At 69.2% G+C, this 17,933-nt stretch carries 17 protein-coding genes; 9 read left to right on the plus strand and 8 right to left on the minus strand.

Features of this window, described 5'->3' with window-relative positions; genetic code table 11:
* Nucleotides 1-225 precede the first annotated feature (225 nt).
* On the plus strand, nt 226-2,103 hold the full coding sequence (locus ACFWYW_RS13570; RefSeq protein ID WP_379610039.1) for a Xaa-Pro dipeptidyl-peptidase: 1,878 nt from the start codon (nt 226-228) through the stop codon (nt 2,101-2,103).
* Between the two features lie 159 nt (nt 2,104-2,262).
* Entirely contained in the window at nt 2,263-2,388 is a 126-nt protein-coding gene (locus tag ACFWYW_RS13575) for a hypothetical protein (RefSeq protein ID WP_379610041.1), read from the plus strand.
* Nucleotides 2,389-2,460: 72 nt separating this feature from the next.
* On the opposite strand, the gene ACFWYW_RS13580 is transcribed toward ACFWYW_RS13575, so the two are convergent.
* Nucleotides 2,461-3,684, minus strand: coding sequence for a M20 family metallopeptidase (locus ACFWYW_RS13580; RefSeq protein ID WP_379610042.1), 1,224 nt, complete (start codon nt 3,682-3,684; stop codon nt 2,461-2,463).
* Between the two features lie 481 nt (nt 3,685-4,165).
* On the opposite strand from ACFWYW_RS13580, the gene ACFWYW_RS13585 reads away from it, so the two are divergent.
* Complete coding sequence (locus ACFWYW_RS13585; protein WP_379610043.1) at nt 4,166-5,518, plus strand: peptide ligase PGM1-related protein; 1,353 nt, start codon at nt 4,166-4,168, stop codon at nt 5,516-5,518.
* Here the strand turns inward: ACFWYW_RS13585 and ACFWYW_RS13590 are convergent.
* The gene (locus tag ACFWYW_RS13590; RefSeq protein ID WP_379610044.1) at nt 5,515-5,727 is read right to left on the minus strand and encodes an SCO4848 family membrane protein; all 213 of its coding nucleotides are present in this window, start codon (nt 5,725-5,727) and stop codon (nt 5,515-5,517) included. The genes ACFWYW_RS13585 and ACFWYW_RS13590 overlap by 4 nt on opposite strands.
* An 83-nt stretch (nt 5,728-5,810) precedes the next feature.
* Between ACFWYW_RS13590 and ACFWYW_RS13595 the strand changes: the two genes are divergently transcribed.
* Nucleotides 5,811-6,929 (plus strand): D-alanyl-D-alanine carboxypeptidase family protein, encoded by a 1,119-nt coding sequence (locus ACFWYW_RS13595; protein ID WP_379610045.1) that lies wholly within the window; start codon nt 5,811-5,813, stop codon nt 6,927-6,929.
* A 10-nt stretch (nt 6,930-6,939) separates the two neighbouring features.
* Here ACFWYW_RS13595 and ACFWYW_RS13600 read toward each other — a convergent pair whose 3' ends face one another.
* The gene (locus ACFWYW_RS13600) at nt 6,940-7,881 is read right to left on the minus strand and encodes a YihY/virulence factor BrkB family protein (RefSeq protein ID WP_379610046.1); all 942 of its coding nucleotides are present in this window, start codon (nt 7,879-7,881) and stop codon (nt 6,940-6,942) included.
* A gap of 134 nt (nt 7,882-8,015) precedes the next feature.
* On the minus strand, nt 8,016-9,209 hold the full coding sequence (locus tag ACFWYW_RS13605; protein WP_379610047.1) for an amidohydrolase family protein: 1,194 nt from the start codon (nt 9,207-9,209) through the stop codon (nt 8,016-8,018).
* Nucleotides 9,210-9,271: 62 nt separating this feature from the next.
* On the opposite strand from ACFWYW_RS13605, the gene ACFWYW_RS13610 reads away from it, so the two are divergent.
* Nucleotides 9,272-9,778 (plus strand): MarR family winged helix-turn-helix transcriptional regulator, encoded by a 507-nt coding sequence (locus ACFWYW_RS13610; RefSeq protein ID WP_379610048.1) that lies wholly within the window; start codon nt 9,272-9,274, stop codon nt 9,776-9,778.
* A 295-nt stretch (nt 9,779-10,073) separates the two neighbouring features.
* Here ACFWYW_RS13610 and ACFWYW_RS13615 read toward each other — a convergent pair whose 3' ends face one another.
* Entirely contained in the window at nt 10,074-10,832 is a 759-nt protein-coding gene (locus ACFWYW_RS13615) for a GntR family transcriptional regulator (protein ID WP_379610049.1), read from the minus strand.
* A gap of 205 nt (nt 10,833-11,037) precedes the next feature.
* Here ACFWYW_RS13615 and ACFWYW_RS13620 point away from each other — a divergent pair, with 205 nt between their 5' ends.
* Nucleotides 11,038-11,958 carry a radical SAM/SPASM domain-containing protein gene (locus ACFWYW_RS13620; protein ID WP_379610050.1) on the plus strand — a complete coding sequence of 307 codons (921 nt, stop codon included), beginning with the start codon at nt 11,038-11,040 and terminating at the stop codon, nt 11,956-11,958.
* Nucleotides 11,955-13,139 carry a methyltransferase domain-containing protein gene (locus ACFWYW_RS13625; protein ID WP_379610051.1) on the plus strand — a complete coding sequence of 395 codons (1,185 nt, stop codon included), beginning with the start codon at nt 11,955-11,957 and terminating at the stop codon, nt 13,137-13,139. The genes ACFWYW_RS13620 and ACFWYW_RS13625 overlap by 4 nt, the downstream gene beginning before the upstream one ends.
* A 319-nt stretch (nt 13,140-13,458) precedes the next feature.
* On the opposite strand, the gene trpS is transcribed toward ACFWYW_RS13625, so the two are convergent.
* The gene (gene trpS / locus ACFWYW_RS13630) at nt 13,459-14,463 is read right to left on the minus strand and encodes a tryptophan--tRNA ligase (protein ID WP_379610052.1); all 1,005 of its coding nucleotides are present in this window, start codon (nt 14,461-14,463) and stop codon (nt 13,459-13,461) included.
* A gap of 14 nt (nt 14,464-14,477) precedes the next feature.
* The gene (locus ACFWYW_RS13635; RefSeq protein ID WP_379610053.1) at nt 14,478-15,794 is read right to left on the minus strand and encodes a hemolysin family protein; all 1,317 of its coding nucleotides are present in this window, start codon (nt 15,792-15,794) and stop codon (nt 14,478-14,480) included.
* Nucleotides 15,795-15,880: 86 nt separating this feature from the next.
* Here ACFWYW_RS13635 and galE point away from each other — a divergent pair, with 86 nt between their 5' ends.
* Complete coding sequence (galE, locus tag ACFWYW_RS13640; RefSeq protein ID WP_379610054.1) at nt 15,881-16,828, plus strand: UDP-glucose 4-epimerase GalE; 948 nt, start codon at nt 15,881-15,883, stop codon at nt 16,826-16,828.
* 68 nt (nt 16,829-16,896) lie between these two features.
* Nucleotides 16,897-17,019 carry a hypothetical protein gene (locus tag ACFWYW_RS13645; protein ID WP_379610055.1) on the plus strand — a complete coding sequence of 41 codons (123 nt, stop codon included), beginning with the start codon at nt 16,897-16,899 and terminating at the stop codon, nt 17,017-17,019.
* Here ACFWYW_RS13645 and ACFWYW_RS13650 read toward each other — a convergent pair.
* The gene (locus tag ACFWYW_RS13650) at nt 17,009-17,809 is read right to left on the minus strand and encodes a hypothetical protein (protein WP_379610056.1); all 801 of its coding nucleotides are present in this window, start codon (nt 17,807-17,809) and stop codon (nt 17,009-17,011) included. The genes ACFWYW_RS13645 and ACFWYW_RS13650 overlap by 11 nt on opposite strands.
* Between the last annotated feature and the right edge of the window lie 124 nt (nt 17,810-17,933).

Consider the following 17,933-nt stretch of genomic DNA (forward strand, 5'->3'; position numbering starts at 1 on the left):
GCGAAGAAATGCACGGCAACCCTGCTCGGAAGATAGTTGCTTGACCAGCGCATACCAAACCGTACAGAGGTCCGCAACCGCTCCGTTATCGACATCAGTCGCGTCTGTGACCTGGATCCGGGACATGAACCTTTGCCGAACTTTTGAGGTTGTCAAGATCTTGCCGTGACCCGTCAAGTGGCAGAGATTACGGTCGTAGGTCGTCACACTTCCCTGGAGCCACTCATGCTTCGCAGGACGGCGTTAGCCGTATCGCTGCTGCTCATCGCGTCGCTGACCGCGACGCCCGCAGCCGCGGACACTCCCACGATCAAGATCGAGAACAACGCGACCCAACCCGTCTTCTCGCGCGCCGACGCGATCACCCAGACCGTCTTCGTCGAGGTCGCCGGAACCGACAGCGACTCCGACGGCCAGGCCGACCGGGTCGCCGTCGACATCCTGCGGCCCAAGGAGACCGACCAGGGTCTCAAGGTGCCCGTGATCATGGAGGCCAGTCCCTACTACGCCGGCGGCAACGACGTCGCCAACCACCCCGTCGACGTCGACGAGAACGGCAACCCGCTGCCGAGCACGCTGCGCTCGCTGCTGACCGTGAAGGACGCCGGTCCGTTCGACGGCTACTACGACAACTTCTTCGTCCCCCGCGGGTACGCCATCGCGCTCGTCGAGAACGTCGGCAGCGGCCGCGCCACCGGCTGCCCGACCACCGGCGACCCCGCCGAGACCGCCGGCCCGAAGGCCGCCATCGACTGGCTGAACGGCCGCGCCCGCGGCTTCGACGCCGCCGGCAACCCCGTCGCGGCCACCTGGTCCACCGGCAACGTCGGCATGATCGGCACCTCCTACAACGGCACGCTGCCCAACGCCGTGGCCACCACCGGCGTCCAGGGACTCAAGACGATCGTGCCGATCGCCGCGATCTCCTCCTGGTACGACTACTACCGCGCCAACGGCGGCGTCCTCGCGCCCGGCGGCTACCAGGGCGAAGACGCCGACGTGCTGGCCCGCTACGTCCTGACGAGGCAGAACGGCCAGGCCGTCTGCGGCGCCCTGATGGACCGCATCGAGGCCGAGCAGGACCGGATCACCGGCGACTACAGCCCCTTCTGGGACGCCCGCAACTACCTCAACGACGTGCGCAAGGTGAAGGCCAGCGTCTTCGTCGCCCACGGGCTCAACGACTGGAACGTCAAGACCAAGCAGGCCGTCCAGTGGTGGGACGCGCTCGGCAAGCGCAACGTCCCCCGCAAGATCTGGCTGCACCAGGGCACCCACCGCGACCCGTTCAGCCTGCGCGCCAAGGAGTGGCTGCGCCAGCTGCACGGCTGGTTCGACCACTGGCTCTACAACATCGACAGCGGCATCATGCGTGAGCCGCAGGCCGACGTCGAGATCGCTCCCGGCCAGTGGGGTCAGCACGCCTCGTGGCCGCTGCCGGGCAGCGCGAACATCCCGCTGTGGCTGGGCTCTGGCGGCAAGCTCGGGCTGCTGCCCCGGCCGCTGTCGGCGCGCGAGTCGTTCGTGGACCAGAAGACGCGTACGGCGGAGCAGCTCGTCGAGACGGTCCCCGCGGCCGACCCCAACCGGCTGGCCTACGTGACCAAGGAACTCAAGACCGACGTCCGCGTCTCGGGCACGCCCAAGATCTCGCTGCGGGCCTCGTTCACCAAGGGCGCCTCGCCGTATCTGACCGCGTTGCTGGTGGACTTCGGCACCGACTCCCGCCCGACCGGCGGGCTCGTGCCGACCGGCGAGACGTGGTGTTACGGGCAGGGCGTACCGGGCGACACCGGCTGCACCGCGATCCGTACGCACGCGGTGGCCGAGACGCCCTACAAGATCGTCTCCCGGGGCTGGCTGGACGTGCGCAACCGCAACCGCATGGACCGGACGGAGCCGCTGCGGCCGGGCAAGGAGTACACGTTCACGTGGGACTTCCAGCCTCAGGACTACCTGTTCAAGAAGGGTCACAAGCTGGGCGTGGTCGTCCTGTCGACGGACTTCGACTACACGCTGCGTTACCCGGCGGGCACCAACATCCGCGTCGCCCCGGGCCTGTCGTCCCTCCGCCTCCCGATCGTCTTCGGCTCCCTGAACTAGCAACCCCCTGAGTTCCGGCCCAGAACCCGTCAACCACCCAACAACCCCCTACCAACCCTGCGCACACCACACCCCGGCACCCGGGTGGGCCCGGCACACGGGCAACCCGCCCGGCGCCGGCCAAGGGGCGGCCCTCGGCATTCGGTCGAGGGGTGAGCCTTGGCACTGGCCAAGGGGTTGGCCCTGGGCGCTGGTCAGGGGGTTGGCACGGTGCTGGTCAAGGGGGTTGGCACGGTGCTGGTCAAGGGGGCGGCCGTTGCGGTGCTCGACCCGAGCGCCCGGTGACCGTGAAAGTGACCGCCGCCCGCCGAAGTCGGCGGGCGGCGGTCGGGTCGGCGAAGCCGTAAAAGATAGAAATCAAGCAAGAGAGGTAATGGGAAGAATCGGGGCGCCCTCCCAGAGCGCTGTGAGCGCGGTGGTGGCCATGAAGCGCACGCCGGTGGGGATGGCGCTTTCGTCCACGTCGAAGGTGCCCTGGTGGATGTCGTAGGTGACGCCGTTCTCCGGTGAGCGGGTGCCGAGGCGGGCGAAGGCGCCGGGGATCGACTCCAGGTACCAGGCGAAGTCCTCGCCGCCGAGCGACTGCTGGGTCGGGACGACGCTGGTGCCGCCCAGGGCGCGTTCCGCCGCCTCGGCCAGCATTTCGACGCTGACCTCGTCGTTGACCACGGGCGGGACGCCGCGGGTGTACTCCATCGTGGCCTCGACGCCGTAGGCGCCGGCGACCGACTCCAGGAGCGCCTTGATCAGGTCGGGGGCGGCGTGCCAGGCGTTCTCGTCGAGGCAGCGCACGGTGCCTTCCGCCACGCCGTCGTCGGGGATGGCGTTGGCCGCCGAGCCGGCCTCGACCCTGCCCCAGACCAGGCTCAGCGAGGAGCGCGGGTCGACGCGGCGGGAGAGCGCGGCGGGCAGTTCGGTGAGGATCTTGGCCAGCGCGAACACCAGGTCGGCGGTCAGGTGCGGACGCGCGGTGTGGCCGCCGGGGCCGGAGACGCGGATGAGCAGCCGGTCGCAGGCGCTGGTGATCGGGCCGACCTTGAGCCCGATCTGGCCGACGTCGACGCGCGGGTCGCAGTGCAGGCCGAAGATGCGGTCGACGCCGCTGATGCCGCCGTGGGCCATGACCTCGAGCGCGCCGCCGGGCAGTTCCTCGGCGGGCTGGAAGATCAGCCGGACCCGGCCGGGCAGCAGACCGGCCGCGGCCTGCTGGGCCAGGAAGAGCGAGGTGCCGAGCAGGATCGTGGTGTGGACGTCGTGGCCGCAGGCGTGGCAGGCGCCGGGCACGGTCGAGCGGTAGGACACGTCCTTCTCGTCCTGCAGCGGGAGGGCGTCGATGTCGGCGCGCAGCGCGATGGTCGGGCCGTCACCGCTGCCTACGTCGCAGATCAGGCCGGTGCCACGCGGCAGGACCGAGGGAACCAGGCCGACGGCGCTGAGCCGCTCGGCGATCCGCTGGGTCGTGCGGTATTCGGCGAAGGCGAGTTCAGGATGCATGTGCAGGTCGCGGCGGAACGCCACGAGGTCCTTTTCCGTCTCCGCCAGGAACGCGTCGAGTTCCCCCCGCAGCTCACGTCCCCGCATCGTTCACCGTCCCGTCGAAAAGCGGCGTGCGAGCGCCTCTACCCAGCTTCGCACAGCCGATTGCGCTGTTCTTCGTCATTTCTTGCACTGCGGTTGCAGCCGCGTCGCTTGGTGATCAACACCCGATCGGGACGATCATCCGCGGTCTGGGGGTCAGCGGTAGCCGTGCACCCGATGGCGATGCTTCGACTTTATCGCTCCGGGTGGCCCTCTCGTGGACAACTACACCAAAAGTTGGCCGGCGGCATGCCCGTAACCGCAGGTCACCACGCTGCGTGACCGGCGGTCCCACCCCGGAAATAGTCACAAGGGATCATTAGATGGTGACCCGTTGTCGCTACTCCCAAACTTGTGCGCGGTTTCGAATCCTGTCACCTTCCGGCTTGGTCATGACACGGCCGCGATGGCTGCTTTTGCGATAAATCGGTGTTTCACTCGCAATATGATCACTAATATCCCGTTCGGGGAGAAGCATGCACAGTTGAGCATCTTCGAGCCGAGTGAGGGGACCCTGGTGGTCGTGCCCTCGCTCTCCCTTCCACAGGATGAGCTGCGCCGGATCACCGGCGCGAGGTGCTACGAGGAGCGGCTCCTGTTCCTCCTGCTGACGCTCCGCAGGCCCGGGGTCAAGGTGGTCTACGTCTCCTCCGCCCCCGTGGATCCGGACATCGTCTCCTACTACTTCGGCTTCTTACCCGACCCGGATGACGCCGCCAGGCGGCTGACGATGATCAGCCTGGACGACACCCGCTCCCAGCCGCTCACCAGAACGTTGCTGGCCCGGCCCGAGGCACTTCGGCGGATACGCAAGGCGATCGACGGCGACGCGTGGATGGTCCCGTTCGTGATGAGTGACCTGGAGGAACGGCTGGCGTCGTCGCTCAACGTGCCCATCTACGGCCCGGCCATGTCGCTGGCCTACTACGGCTCCAAGAGCGGCGCCCGCGAGGTCGGCACGGAGGCCGCGGTACCCATGGCGCGCGGCTTCGGCGACCTGCACCACCAGGGCGAGATCGAGGACGCGGTCTTCTCCCTGCCCGGCGAGCGCGTCATCGTCAAGCTGAACGACGGCTACTCCGGGCTCGGGAACGCGATCGTCACCAAGAGCGACTGGTCACGGACACGCTTCTCCGCCGACGGCGAGACGTGGGAGACCTTCTCCGCCAAGATCACCGAACGCGGGGCGGTGGTGGAGGAGTTCATCGAGCACCGGCCGCTGTTCTTCCCCAGCGCGCTGGCCAGGATCACGCCCGGCGGGCACCACGACGTCGTGGCCACCCACGACCAGGTGCTCGGCGGCGCCAACGCCGACGTCTACCAGGGCTGCACGTTCCCGGCCCGCTCCGAGTACCGGCACGAGGTGGGCGAGTCGGCCGCCAGGATCGCCGCGATCCTCGCCGAGCGCGGCGTGGTGGGGCTGTTCGGGATGGACTTCTTCGCGCTGAAGGCCGACTCCGGGTACGCGGCCCTGCTGTGCGAGATCAACCTGCGGATCGGCGGGACCACGCACCCGTTCGGCGCCGCGCTGCTGACCACCGGCGCCACCTACGATCCGGCCACCGGGCTGCTGATGGACGGCACGCAGCCGAAGTACTACACGGCCACGGACAACTGCTCGGCGGCGTGCCTGCGCGGGCGCACGCCGGGCGAGGTGGTGCGCATGGTGGAGGAGCGTGGGCTCGGGTTCGATACGGCCCGCCGTACCGGGAACGTGCTGCATCTGCTCGGGGCCATCCCCGAGCACGGCAAGCTGGGCTTCACCTCGATCGGAAACTCGCGCGACGAGGCCGACGAACTCCACCGGGCCACGCGGCTCGCCCTCTGCGGCGGCTAGCCCGATTTCGGTCGGCGGCTGCCCTTGAGGCCCTTCCATCCGATGATTCCCACGGCCACGGCCAGCACGAGGTTGACGGCGATCAAGATGCCGTGGACCACGTAGAAGCTGGTCTTGTGCCCGTCTGCCAGGTTAAACCCAAGGTTGATCCACTCGAAGATCATGAACGCGCCCAGCGCGACCAGGAATCCGGCGATCTTTCGCGACATAACCACTTCTCTAGTATCAGGGGCGGATCATCGGGGGATGTGACCGCACATGGGCTACGACTCGAAGCTACGCTGAGACCGCCATGTGGACGAAACTGGTGCCGGCCACGGCACTCCTCGCGACGGTCACCTTGACCGCATACGCGGGCGCGCCTGCCGGTGCGTCCGCGACTTCCGGCGGCCCGATCGGCGGCGACCGGCTCGGCAGCCGCGGGCTCGTCGTGCCGGACGGCGTCAAGGCGCCGCCCAAGACCAAGGCCACGTCCTTCCTGATCGCGGAGGCGGAGACCGGGCAGGTGCTGGCGGCCAAGAACCCCCATGGCCGTTTCCTCCCTGCCAGCACGCTCAAGACGCTGACCGCGCTCACGCTCATCCCCAAACTCGAAGCGGGCAAGACGGTCAAGCCGAGCTCCAACGCCGTCAACCAGGAGGGTTCCGCGGTCGGCCTGTCCACCAAGCCGATCTACAAGGTGCACGACCTGTTCCGCGCGCTGATGATGTCCTCCGGCAACGACGCCGCGATGGCGCTGGCCGAGGCCAACGGCGGCCTGTCCAAGACCATGCGGGACATGAACGCCGAGGCCAAGCGCCTGCAGGCCAACGACACGGTGGCCAAGACGCCGAGCGGCCTGGACAAGCCCGGCCAGAGCAGCTCCGCCTACGACCTGGCCCTGATCGCCCGAGCCGGCCTCGCCAACCCCGATTTCAGGCGATATATCAGCACTAAGACCGCCAAATTCCCCGCACCGAAGAAGTTCTACGAGATCAGCAACCACAACAAGCTGCTCTGGCGCTACAAGGGCATGGTCGGCGTCAAGAACGGCTGGACGTCCAAGGCCCTCGGCAGCTTCGTCGGCGCGGCCAGCCGCGACGGCCACACGATCATCGTCACGATCATGCGGCACGAGGGCTACTTCTGGGAGGAAGTGGAGAAGCTGCTCGACTGGGGCTTCGCCGCCCGCGGCAAGGTCACGCCCGTCGGCCAGTTGGTGGACCCGCTGCCCGCCCAGCCCGATCCCGTCCAGCAGCAGGCCACGGCCTCCCAGCCGCCCGCCAGCGCCCCGCTGCTCGACTCGGCGGCGGCCAAGCAGACCGACACGAGCCGGACGGTCGGCATGGCCGTGATCGGCGGCGGGCTGTTCTTCGGGCTGGTGTGGCTGGGCTTCGGCATCTTCCGCAGGCGGAGCAGGGCCAGGTCCTAGCGCACGCTGCTCAGGCCTGCTCGCCGTTGCCGTTCGACGGCATCGGGGTGGGCGAGGGTGGCGGGGCGAAGCCGGTGGTGGCGGTCCAGGCCGCGACGTACAGGACCAGACGGGCGGAGAAGTTGATCCAGATCAGCAGCCCGACCAGCACCGCGAACGTGCCGTAGACCGGGTTGCTCAGCGTGTGGCTCAGCAGCAGCGTGGCCACGTGCTTGAGCAGCCCGAAGCCGATCGCGCCCAGCAGCGCGCCCTGGGCGATCGCCTTGAACGGCCGAGTGGGCCGCGCCACCCAGCCCAGGAAGATCACGAACAGCAGCCAGTCGGCGGCCACTCCGGCCAGCAGCCCGACCAGCCACACCGAACCCGTCGCCACCGGATCGTCGTGCTGGAAACCCAGCCACGCGGTGACCTTGCTGGTCGCCGACGAGGTGAGTACGGCCACGCCGGCCGACACCAGCATGGTCACGCCGATCAGCAGCAGCGAGCTCAGGTCGCGCAGCTTGCCGAGGAAGAAGTTCAGCGGCGCGGCCGTGGTCATCGACATCTCCCGCAGCGCCCCGCGCAGCGCGTCGATCGCGCCGAGCCCCGCATACAGCAGGCCCAGCAGGCCGATGATCCCGGCGGTGGCCTTGGACTGGGCGATGAGATCCAGATTCAGGGCGGAGGCCAGTCCTGGCAACTGTTCGGCGATCACCTGCTTGACCGCCTGCTCCAGCTTGCGATTGACCGACAGGACGTAGCCGAACACCGCGTAGGCCAGCGCGATCAGCGGGAAGAACGACAGGAACGCGAAGTAGGTGACCGCTCCGGCCAGCCGGTCGCCGAACTGAAGCTGGTAACGCTGGACCGTCCTGATCAGGTGGTCGGCCCCCGGCCGGCGTACCCTCCAGTGGTCCACGATCCGCATCGCGCGCTCGCGCCACGCCGCGGCCTTCTCGATCAGGTTCGCCATCGCTCGGGAAACTCCAGCGCGTTCCGGTGGTCCTCCAAGACGACTGCCCTGGTGACGGTCGTTGTACCGGCCGCGGACCCGGCGATCAAGTGTGGCATCGCCGCGAGCTGCCCGGGGAGCAGGCCACGCCGGGTTCAGGCGGGGATCAGCGCTCCCGCGCGCTTCACCACCCGGCCGGCGACCAGGACGGTCTCGACGGCGCTGGTGTCGGCGTTGAGCACGATCGCGCCGATGGGGTCGCGGGTCCCGTTCATGCCCGGGGTGTCGGTGCGCAGGAGGACGACGTCGGCCTGCTTGCCCGGAGTCAGCGAACCGACGACGTCGGCCAGACCCACCGTCCGCGCGCCGCCCATCGTCGCCATCCGCAGCACGTCCCGGGTGGTGAAGGCGAGGTTGCCCAGGCCGCGTTCCATCGCGAAGGCCGCGCGCATCAGGCTGAACATGTCGCCCGGCCCGCAGGTCACCGTGTCGGCGCTGAGCGAGACCGGCGCTCCGGCCGCGGCCGCCCGGCCGGTGATCGGGTAGCCGATGCCCAGCGTCAGCTCGTCGATCGGCGAGATCGAGACGCTGCCGCCGGTGTCGGCGATGAGCTTCAGGTCGTCGTCGGCGTAGTCGACGCCGTGGATGTAGGTGGTGGGACGCTCCAGCAGGCCGTTGCCGTGCAGGAACGCCAGGGCGCGCCGGGCGCTGTCGGCGCCCTGGCTCCCGGCGTGGACGGTCACCGGGAGGTCGAGGTCGCGGGCGAGCCGCCACTCCCACAGGGCGCGTTCCTCTCCGGCGATCTCCGGGCCCAGGGCGGCGATCGCCATGCTCAGCCGTCCAGGGGTGCGGAAATGGGTGTCGCGCACGCGGCGGGCCTCGTCACCCGGATCCTGGGGGTTGTAACCGAGGACGGCCCTGATGCCCGATTCCCGGAGCGCGGCGACGAGGGCGTCGGCGTGCTCCGGGGTGTGCGCCACCTGTGTCCAGTCGAGCAGGGTGGTCACTCCGGCGTCGAGGCATTCGCGAGCCCCGGCCAGGTTGCCCGCGTGCACGTCTTCGGGGGTGAGCGAGGGGGCGAGCTCGCCGAGGACCGTGCGGAAGTAGCCCTGGATGTCGTCGTCGGCCACCACCGCGCGGTATGCGGCCTGCCAGGTGTGGCGGTGGCTGTCCACGAAGCCCGGCAGCACCAGGCGGCCGGTGGCGTCGATGACCTCGGCGTCCTCGGCGCTCAGGTCCTTGCCGACCGCCGCGATGGTCTCGCCGTCGATGAGCACGTCCAGCTCGCCGAGGACGGTGACGGCGGGGTCGGTGTCGATGACGGTCCCGTTCTTGATCAGGATTCTCATACCCAAGAGTCTATCGAGAAAGCTTTTAGAAAAGCAATATGGTGAGCGGTATCCTCGATTCCGTGGAACACGACGAGGTCGACGCGCTGGCCGCCCGCTGGAAGGCGGCGGGCATGGCGCCCTCCCTCATCGCGGGGCTTGAGCTCAGCAAACGGGTGGCGCGTATCGACGTGCTGTTCGAGCAGGCGCTCAAGGGGGAACTGGCCGCGCTCGGGCTCACCTACGCCGAGTTCGACGTGCTGGCCGCCCTTGCCCGTACGGCTCCGCCGTACCGGATGAAGCCCAGTGAGCTGGCCCGATCGCTGATGCTCACCTCAGGCGGGACCAGCAACGTGCTCCAGCGGCTGACCACGGCCGGATACGTCGAACGCTCAGCCGACGACGGCGACGGGCGCAGCCGATGGGTGCAGCTCACCCCCGAAGGACTGAAGGTCGCCACCGCGGCACTGGACACGGCCGTGCGCGCCAACACCGACGTGCTGGCCGGGGTACCGGAGCCCGTGATCCGCCAGGCGGCCGACGCGCTGCGCGAAGTCCTGCTGATCGTCGGCAGGCGGCGAGTGCGCTAACCGGACCAGATCGCTGGACGAGACCTGACGGCGGCCCACGAACCGACACCACCCTTCTCGCGGGTACGGCGAGCGGCGGCCTTCGCCGGGGATCCGTGGTGGCGTCCCGACGTGCCAGCTGAGGACCCGGTGGCCGTTCCCTTCCTCGCCGGACTTTCCATCTGCCGTGCCACTGGCTTTCCATCTGCCGTGCTGTTGGCTTTCCATCTGCCGCACCACGAGCTCCCGATCTGGCGCCCTGGGCTTTGGACCTGCTGTGGTCGAGAGGGGTCCGCACGGTTCACCGCAGTGCTGGTCAGCTGGCCTCGGTCCTGGTGATGGGGTAGCGGATCTCGGCGCGGGAGGCGTCGCGACGCGTCATGTTGACCTCGACAACGCGGCCTTCCGAAGCGCCGGCGGTGGCGATGCTCATCCGGGTGACGCACAACACCGGCACGCCGACGGCGAGCTGAAGCAGATCGCTCTCCTGTGGCGTGGCCGGGCGGGCGGTGATGACGCCTTCCCAGTCGAGACGGCCCCAGCCGAGGTCGTGCTCCATGCGGTCGTAGATACCGCCGGGTCCCGTATCGGCCTGAGCCAGGACGGTACCGGCAGCGAGGTCGGCCGGCAGGTACGAGGTGGCCAGTTGGACGACGCGGCCGGTGGCGGGTTCGCCCATGATCCGGTCACGGATGACGACGGGGTCGGCGGGCTGCAGGCCGAGCAGCGGGGCTACGTCGGCCGGGCACGGGCCCTGGGCGACGGTGGGCGGCTGGAGGGCGCGCAGGTCCTGCACGGTCTGGCTGAAGTAGTAGCCGATCTCGTCGCGCCACACCTGGGTGTCGAGGGCGAGAGGCGCCCGGTCGGGTTGCTCGCGCACGGTGGTCCCGCCACGGCGGACCGGGGAGAGCAGGCCTTCGGTGGTGAGCTGGGCCACCGCGCGGCGGATCGTGGTACGGCTGACGCCGTGGCGTTGCTGGAGCTCTTCCTCTTTGGGGATCTTCGTACCGGGCGGATAGACGCCCGCGGTGATCGCGTCGCGGAGCGCTTGTGCGACGTCGTGCCAGCGTGCCATGTCGTCCTCCAGCCCTAGGGGCTCATTACATCACTACCTATTGACGAAGAGATCGCCTCAGCAGACACTTCGCAATAGATAGCGACCTATTTACGAGATGGTGTGAAGCCAGGACACCAGGAGCACTCCCCCGGACACTCAACATGGGTCACGCGCCAGGCCCACAGGTCCGGCCGCAGCCGTCCCCTCTCATCAGGAGGACCTCATGAGCACGGCACCACCCGCCCTGGACTTCTTCTGGGCCGAGCTCACCGGCAGATGCCAGCTGGCCTGCACCCACTGCTACGCCGGCTCCGGCCCGACCGGCACCCACGGAAGCATGACGCTCCCCGACTGGATCAGCGCCATCACCCAGTCCCGCCGGCTCGGAGCCCGCATGGTGCAGTTCATCGGCGGCGAGCCCACCCTCCACCCGCACCTGACCGACCTCATCAGCCACGCCCTGGATGTCGGTCTTGAGGTCGAGGTGTATTCCAACCTGGTCTCCATTCGGCCGGTCATGTGGGAAGTGTTCGGCCAGTCCGGTGTCCGGCTGGCGACGTCGTACTACACCGACGACCCGGAACAGCACCAGCGCATCACCGGCCGCGGCGTCCTGCACCGCACGCGCGACAACATCGCGCGGGCGGTCGCCACGGGCATCCCGATCCGCGTGGGCATCGTGGGCGTCCTCGACGGCCAGCGCATCGACCAGGCCAAGCAGCAACTGACCGCCCTGGGGGTGGCCGACGTGAATGTGGACCGGATGCGGCTCCTCGGCCGGCCCGCCCGCACGGCCTGCGACGCATCCGAACTCTGCGGCAAATGTGGGGACGGGATCGCGGCGATCCTGCCCGACGGATCCGTGACGCCCTGCCCCCTCTCACGCTGGCTCCGCGCCGGCGACATTCGCGACACCGGTCTGCCGTCGCTGGTGGGCGACGCGCGCCGGCTCGCCCGGGAACGGATCCTGCCCGCGATCACCGCAGGATCGCGGCCCTGTGAACCCAGCTGCAATCCGGGCTGCGACCCCGGCGTGAACGCGCCCGGCGGCGGCGACGGCTGTATGCCGAAGTCGCGCTGCGACCCGAACCAGCCGCCCGACAAGCCCTGCAAGCCCTCCACCACCTGCGGACCCAAGAGATGAGTCACGAGAACCACGTCGGCGCCCTCATCGACTACCTCGTCGACGCCCACGTCCTCGACCGCGCGAACCCGTGGGTGGAGGCGCTCCAGGCAGTGCCGCGGCACCGGTTCGTGCCGGACGTGGCTTGGGCCGAGCCCATGGACGACCGACCCGAACACCTCATCAACCGGCAGGTCGACCCCGCCGCCTGGTGGGATGCGATCTACAGCAACACCGCGATCATCACCCAGCGCGGCAACGGCACCGCCGAGCTCACCGATCGCTCAAGCGCGCCCACCTCATCCCTGTCCTGCCCGCACGTCGCCGTCGAGTTCCTCCAGTTGCTCGACCTCGCGCCTCATCATCGGGTCTTGGAGATCGGCACGGGAACAGGCTGGACCGCGGCCATGCTCACCCACCGCGTCGGCGACCATCGCGTCACCACCATCGAAGTGGACCGGGCCGTCGCCGCCGTCGCCGTCGCCAACCTCAAGGAGGCCGAGGCCGCCCCGGCCGCGCTCGTCGGGGACGGCTCCGCCGGGCACCCGGACCACGCGCCCTACGACCGGGTGCACGTCACCTGTGGCGTACGCGACATCCCCTACGCCTGGGTCGAGCAGACTCGGCCCGGCGGCGTCATCGTCCTCCCTTGGATGCCGCCCGGCCAGCCGTTCGGGATGCGGCTCCGGCTCGACGTCCTCGACGACGGCACCGCCATCGGCCGACCGACCGGCGGCGCCTCGTTCATGATGCTCCGCTCCCAGCGTCTCCCCACCACGTGGCCCGGCTACCCCGATGGGGGCGCCCTGTCAGAGACCCACTTCCATCCCCACACGGCCCACGCCGCACGGTGGACCGGCTTCGGACCTTATCTGGCCGCCGCGGCTCCCCATCTGCTGGTCACGACCGCGGGATGGGAGCAAGGAGACGACGAAGCGTGGCGGTGGGTCACGCGCCTGCGCAGTACGGACAGCGCCGCCTGGGGCATCGCCGAAGTCGCAGAGTCGGGAGGGATGACGGTGGTACGGCAAGGCGGCGCCCACACCTTGTGGGACGACTACGAGCGCGCCTACATGAACTGGTTGAAGGCCGGGAGCCCGGCCCCAGAACGGCTGGGCTTCACGGTCACACCGGCGGGCCAGCACATGTGGCTGGATTCTCCTGACCAGGTGGTGGAGCCGGTCAGACGGTGGCGGAGATGACCACGGCCGGCTTCCGGCTGCTCAGCTGGCGGCCGGACGCCGGTCGCGGCCGGCGCCGCCTTCTGCGAGGTTGGGCATACCACCCGCCTGACCTGCCCACACACCGTCCCGGGCTTCGCGCTGCTTTATGACACAAGCTCCCAAAGGGACGTGCGAGCACCCTGTTGCCCGGGTGGGGTCCAGCTGGTTGACCACTTGGCCGGGCAACGGGTGGGTCCCAGGAAGGCGCGCGAGCGTAGCGAGCACCTTTACCCCGGGGCGGGAACCAACTGTCCAACCACCCAGACCTGCAACGGGTGGGCCCCAGGAAGAGTCCTTTTCAGGGGGTGGGGAGGAAGCCTACGCGGTCTCGGACTTGGGCCATGGTCTGCTGGGCTACTTCGCGTGCCCTGCCTGCTCCAATAGCCAGCAGTCTGTCCAGTTCCGCCTCGTCGGACAGCAGCTTCTCCGTGCGTTCCCTGATCGGGGTGAAGGTCTCCACCACCGCCTCGGCCACTTCCTTCTTGAACGTCCCGTACCCCTGCCCGTCGAACCGGGCGACCAGGTCGGCGATCGACGTCCCCGTCAAAGCCGAGTGGATCCGCAAAAGGTTGGAAATGCCGGGCTTGTTTTCCTCGTCGAAGACGATCTCGCTGCCCGTGTCCGTCACCGCTCGCATCACCTTCTTGCGCAGCGGCCCCGGCTGCTCCAGCACGTCCAGGATGCCCGCCGGGCTGGAAGACGACTTCGACATCTTCGCCGTCGGCTCCTGGAGGTCGGTGATCTTCTCGACCTCCTTGAGGATGTGCGGGGCGGGGAGCGTGAACGTGTCGCCGTAGCGGTGGTTGAAGCGCTGGGCCAGGTCGCGCGTCAACTCCAGGTGCTGCTTCTGGTCGGCACCGACCGGAACGCTGTTGGCCTGGTACAGAAGGATGTCCGCGGCCTGCAGGATCGGGTACGTGAACAGGCCCACACTGGCCGCGCTCTCACCGAACTTCGCCGACTTGTCCTTGAACTGGGTCATCCGGGCCGCCTCGCCCATCCCGGTCAGGCAGTTGAGTACCCAGGCCAGCTCCGTGTGCTCGCGTACGTGCGACTGCACGAAGACGGTGCTGCGCTCAGGGTCGAGACCCGCGGCGAACAACTGGGCCGCGGCCACCCGCGTTCGGCGGCGCAGCGCGGCGGCCTCGGTCGGCACGGTGATGGCGTGCAGGTCCACCACGCAGTAGAAGGCATCGTGGGTCTCCTGCAACGTCACCCACTGGCGGACGGCGCCCAGGTAGTTGCCCAGGTGGAAGGAGTCCGCCGTGGGCTGGATGCCGGAGAGTACACGAGGTCTGGCCATAGCTGGCAATTGTGTCAGGTATCCCCACCCGCCTGCGACTCGATCAGGCCGGGTCGGCGTTTCACCCTGACCCGGGAGATTCTCCGGCCGTCCAGGTCGGTGACGGTGAACTCGAAGCCGGGGATCTCCACCTTCTCCCCCGCCGCGGGAACGTGGCCGAGCATGGCCATGACGAAGCCGCCGAGCGTCTCGTACGGGCCGTCCGGCAGCCGGATGCCGGTCTGGGCGCCGAAGTCGTTGAGGTTGGTGAGGCCGTCGATCTCGATCTCACCGGCGGGCAGGATGACCGTGTCGTCTTCGATGTCGTACTCGTCCCTGATGTCGCCGATCAGCTCTTCGACCAGGTCTTCCAGGGTGACGATCCCGGCGGTGCCGCCGTACTCGTCCACGACGATGGCCAGGTGGTGTCCTTCGTCGCGCATCTCCGACAGCGTGCTCAGCACCCGCTTCGAGGCGGGCACCAGCTTGACCGGGCGGATGGGCACCAGCTCGCTGATGGGTTCGATCCGGCCGGTGAGGACGGGGTCGAGCAGGTCGCGTACGTGGACGAAGCCCAGGATCTCATCGTAGGACTCGCGGAAGACCGGGAAACGGGAGTGCGGCAGCGCCGCCACCAGCACGGCGGCCTCGGCCAGCGGCGTGTCGGCCTCCATGAACTCCACCTCGGTCCGCGGCAGCATCACCTCCCGCAACTGCCGCTTGCCCGCGGCGAACACCTCGGCGATCAGGTTGCGCTCGTCGAGGGTCAGCTCGCTGTGGCCGACGACCATGTCCCGGAGTTCCTCGGTGGTCATCTGCTCGCGGTCGGCGTCGGGGTTGCCGCCGAACAGCTTCATCACGCCGTCGGTCGACTTGGACAGCATCCAGATGATCGGCCGCGACAGGGTCGCGATCCAGTCCAGGAACGGCGCGACCACGAGCGAGAGACCCTCGGCCCGCTGCCTGGCCAGCCGTTTGGGCGCCAGTTCGCCGAGTACGAGCGAGACGTAGGAGATCGCCAGCGTCACCAGCACGAGGGCCAGCGCGGGCGCCACGGCCTCGGGCACGCCCCACTCCCGCAGCTTCGGCCCCAGGGCGGCGCCGAGCCGGTCGGCGCCGAACGCGGCCGACAGCATCGTGGCCACGGTGACGCCGATCTGGACGGCGGACAGGAAGCGGTTGGGGTCGCGGGCGAGCTTGGCCACCAGCTCGCCACGCCGTCCCTTTTGGGCAATTTTGCGAACCTGGCTCTCCCGCAGGGAGACCATCGCCATCTCGGCGGCGGCGAAGAAGCCGCCCACGAGAATGAAGAGCAGGACCAGGGCGACGTTGGCCGCGACGGTGTCAAACATGGTGGTTGGCAGCGTACTCGGCGTCTTTCCCGCGTATGCTGAACGGCAAGCCGTACAAAATCCAACATATTTCACCAGGAGTGCACATGAGACTGTTGGTCACCGGAGGTGCCGGATATGTCGGCAGCGTCGTGGCGGCGCAGCTCGTCGAGGCGGGCCATGAGGTGACCGTGCTCGACGATCTCTCCACGGGACACAGGGACGCGGTTCCCGGCAGTGCCCGGTTCATCCAGGGAGACATCGCCGACGCCCATGACGCGCTGGAGAACCAGGAGGCGGTGCTGCACTTCGCGGCCAAGTCCCTGGTCGGCGAGTCGGTGGAGAAGCCCGAGCTCTACTGGCGGCACAACCTCGGCGGCACGCTCGCCCTGCTGGAGGCCATGCACGCCCGGGACGTGCGCCGCATCGTGTTCTCCTCCACCGCCGCCACGTACGGCGAGCCGATCCACGACCAGATCCTGGAGACCGACCCGCCCCGCCCGACCAACCCCTATGGCGAGACCAAGCTGGCCGTCGACATGACCCTGACCGCCTTCGCCGCCCTGCGCGGCCTGGGCGCGGTGAGCCTTCGCTACTTCAACGTGGGCGGCGCCTACGGCACACTGCGCGAACGCCACGCCGTCGAGACCCACCTGATCCCCAACGTGCTCAAGGTCGCCACCGGCGAGCGCGAGGAGGTCCAGGTGTTCGGCACCGACTACCCGACGCCCGACGGCACCTGCGTGCGCGACTACATCCACGTCTCCGACCTGGCCAAGGCCCACCTGCTGGCGCTGGCGGCGGTCACGGAGGGCGAGCACAAGATCTACAACCTGGGCAGCGGCACCGGCTTCTCGGTCAAGCAGGTCATCGACGTCTGCCGCGAGGTGACCGGCCACGCGATCCCGGAGAAGCTCGGCGCGCGCCGTCCGGGCGACCCCGCGGTCCTGGTGGCGTCCTCGGAGAAGATCCGCGCCGAGCTGGGCTGGAAGGCGGAGCGGACGGACCTGCCGTCCATCGTCTCGGACGCCTGGAGTGCGCTTTCCCGCATATGAGCCATGGCATCGCGGGATATGTGCTGTGATACCGAAATGTGAGGATGCTTTCACCTAGAGTGCTCTTCGTGGCACTCGTCGCAGGTGGCTGCACGCTGGCCGCGGCCGGGGTGGTGTTCGCGACGTCGCCACCGGCTCCGGCCCCCGCCCCGCCTCCCCGCTGCCACCTGCACGAACATCTCACGCCGTGACGCGCAGCCGGGCCCGGTTGTCGGCGGGCCGCCGGTCGCCGAGGCGGCTGGACCACACCCCGGCGCTGGCGTCGACCGGCCGCCTGGGCGCCCTGAGCGTGAGCCGTATGCGCAGGCGCTCGTCGGGGCCGACGGCCCGCAGCCCGCACGCCACGTACCCCAGCCGGGCCCGGCAGCGCGCGCCGAGCGCGGACACCAGCCTGGCGCGGCCCGTCCTGAGATAGACGCGGGCGTCCCTGACCATGCGCGGGCCCCGGTTACGCACCAGCGCGGTCATCGCGAACCTGCCACCGCGCGCCCGGCCGGACAGGCTCAGGCTCAGGTCGGCGCCCTCGTCCACGGCGGTCGAGACGGTGGCGGCGTTGTCGCTCTCGTCGGCGTCGCGCACCTCGGAGGTGAGCGTGGCCGCCGCCTTCAGCGGGCCCCGCGCGTCCGGCCGGACGATGCCGGTGATCGTGACGCCGCCGGTGCCGCCCGCCCGGATGTCCATGGGCGAGGTGCACACCACCTCGTACGCGCTGACGCCCCGTGCGCAGGTCGCCACGTCGACGCTGACGACCTCGACGCCCGCGGGCAGCGTCACCTTGAGCACGGGCAGCACGGCGTCACCGGGTCCGGCGTTGCCGACCTCTGCCCGGTAGATGATGGGTTGTCCTGGCTGGGCGACATCCGGCCGGGCGGTCAGCCGTACGGAAAGGTCGGCGGCGCCCCATCCCGGCCCCGCGTGGGCGAGTCCCGGAACGCCCGCCAGCATGACTCCCATGAACCCGGCGAGCATTTTGCGCCGCATGTCCGACCCCCCGTGCAGTACGCCTCAATTGAACGTGCTGACCTGGGTGATCATCATCGCGACACGCGGTAGCCGTACCGAAAGCGAAAGGCGCGCGCCCGGACGGACGCGCGCCTGCGGTGGA

The organism is Nonomuraea sp. NPDC059023 (assembly GCF_042740095.1).
Taxonomy (GTDB): Bacteria; Actinomycetota; Actinomycetes; order Streptosporangiales; family Streptosporangiaceae; genus Nonomuraea.

What these genes read in the sequence shown, in the direction of transcription:
- ACFWYW_RS13570 (WP_379610039.1), top strand. Translation starts at nt 226, where the DNA reads ATGCTTCGCAGGACGGCGTTAGCCGTATCGCTGCTGCTCATCGCGTCG.
- ACFWYW_RS13580 (WP_379610042.1), bottom strand. Translation starts at nt 3,684, where the DNA reads ATGCGGGGACGTGAGCTGCGGGGGGAACTCGACGCGTTCCTGGCGGAG.
- ACFWYW_RS13590 (WP_379610044.1), bottom strand. Translation starts at nt 5,727, where the DNA reads ATGTCGCGAAAGATCGCCGGATTCCTGGTCGCGCTGGGCGCGTTCATG.
- ACFWYW_RS13595 (WP_379610045.1), top strand. Translation starts at nt 5,811, where the DNA reads ATGTGGACGAAACTGGTGCCGGCCACGGCACTCCTCGCGACGGTCACC.
- ACFWYW_RS13600 (WP_379610046.1), bottom strand. Translation starts at nt 7,881, where the DNA reads ATGGCGAACCTGATCGAGAAGGCCGCGGCGTGGCGCGAGCGCGCGATG.
- ACFWYW_RS13605 (WP_379610047.1), bottom strand. Translation starts at nt 9,209, where the DNA reads ATGAGAATCCTGATCAAGAACGGGACCGTCATCGACACCGACCCCGCC.
- ACFWYW_RS13615 (WP_379610049.1), bottom strand. Translation starts at nt 10,832, where the DNA reads ATGGCACGCTGGCACGACGTCGCACAAGCGCTCCGCGACGCGATCACC.
- ACFWYW_RS13620 (WP_379610050.1), top strand. Translation starts at nt 11,038, where the DNA reads ATGAGCACGGCACCACCCGCCCTGGACTTCTTCTGGGCCGAGCTCACC.
- ACFWYW_RS13625 (WP_379610051.1), top strand. Translation starts at nt 11,955, where the DNA reads ATGAGTCACGAGAACCACGTCGGCGCCCTCATCGACTACCTCGTCGAC.
- trpS (WP_379610052.1), bottom strand. Translation starts at nt 14,463, where the DNA reads ATGGCCAGACCTCGTGTACTCTCCGGCATCCAGCCCACGGCGGACTCC.
- ACFWYW_RS13635 (WP_379610053.1), bottom strand. Translation starts at nt 15,794, where the DNA reads ATGTTTGACACCGTCGCGGCCAACGTCGCCCTGGTCCTGCTCTTCATT.
- galE (WP_379610054.1), top strand. Translation starts at nt 15,881, where the DNA reads ATGAGACTGTTGGTCACCGGAGGTGCCGGATATGTCGGCAGCGTCGTG.
- ACFWYW_RS13650 (WP_379610056.1), bottom strand. Translation starts at nt 17,809, where the DNA reads ATGCGGCGCAAAATGCTCGCCGGGTTCATGGGAGTCATGCTGGCGGGC.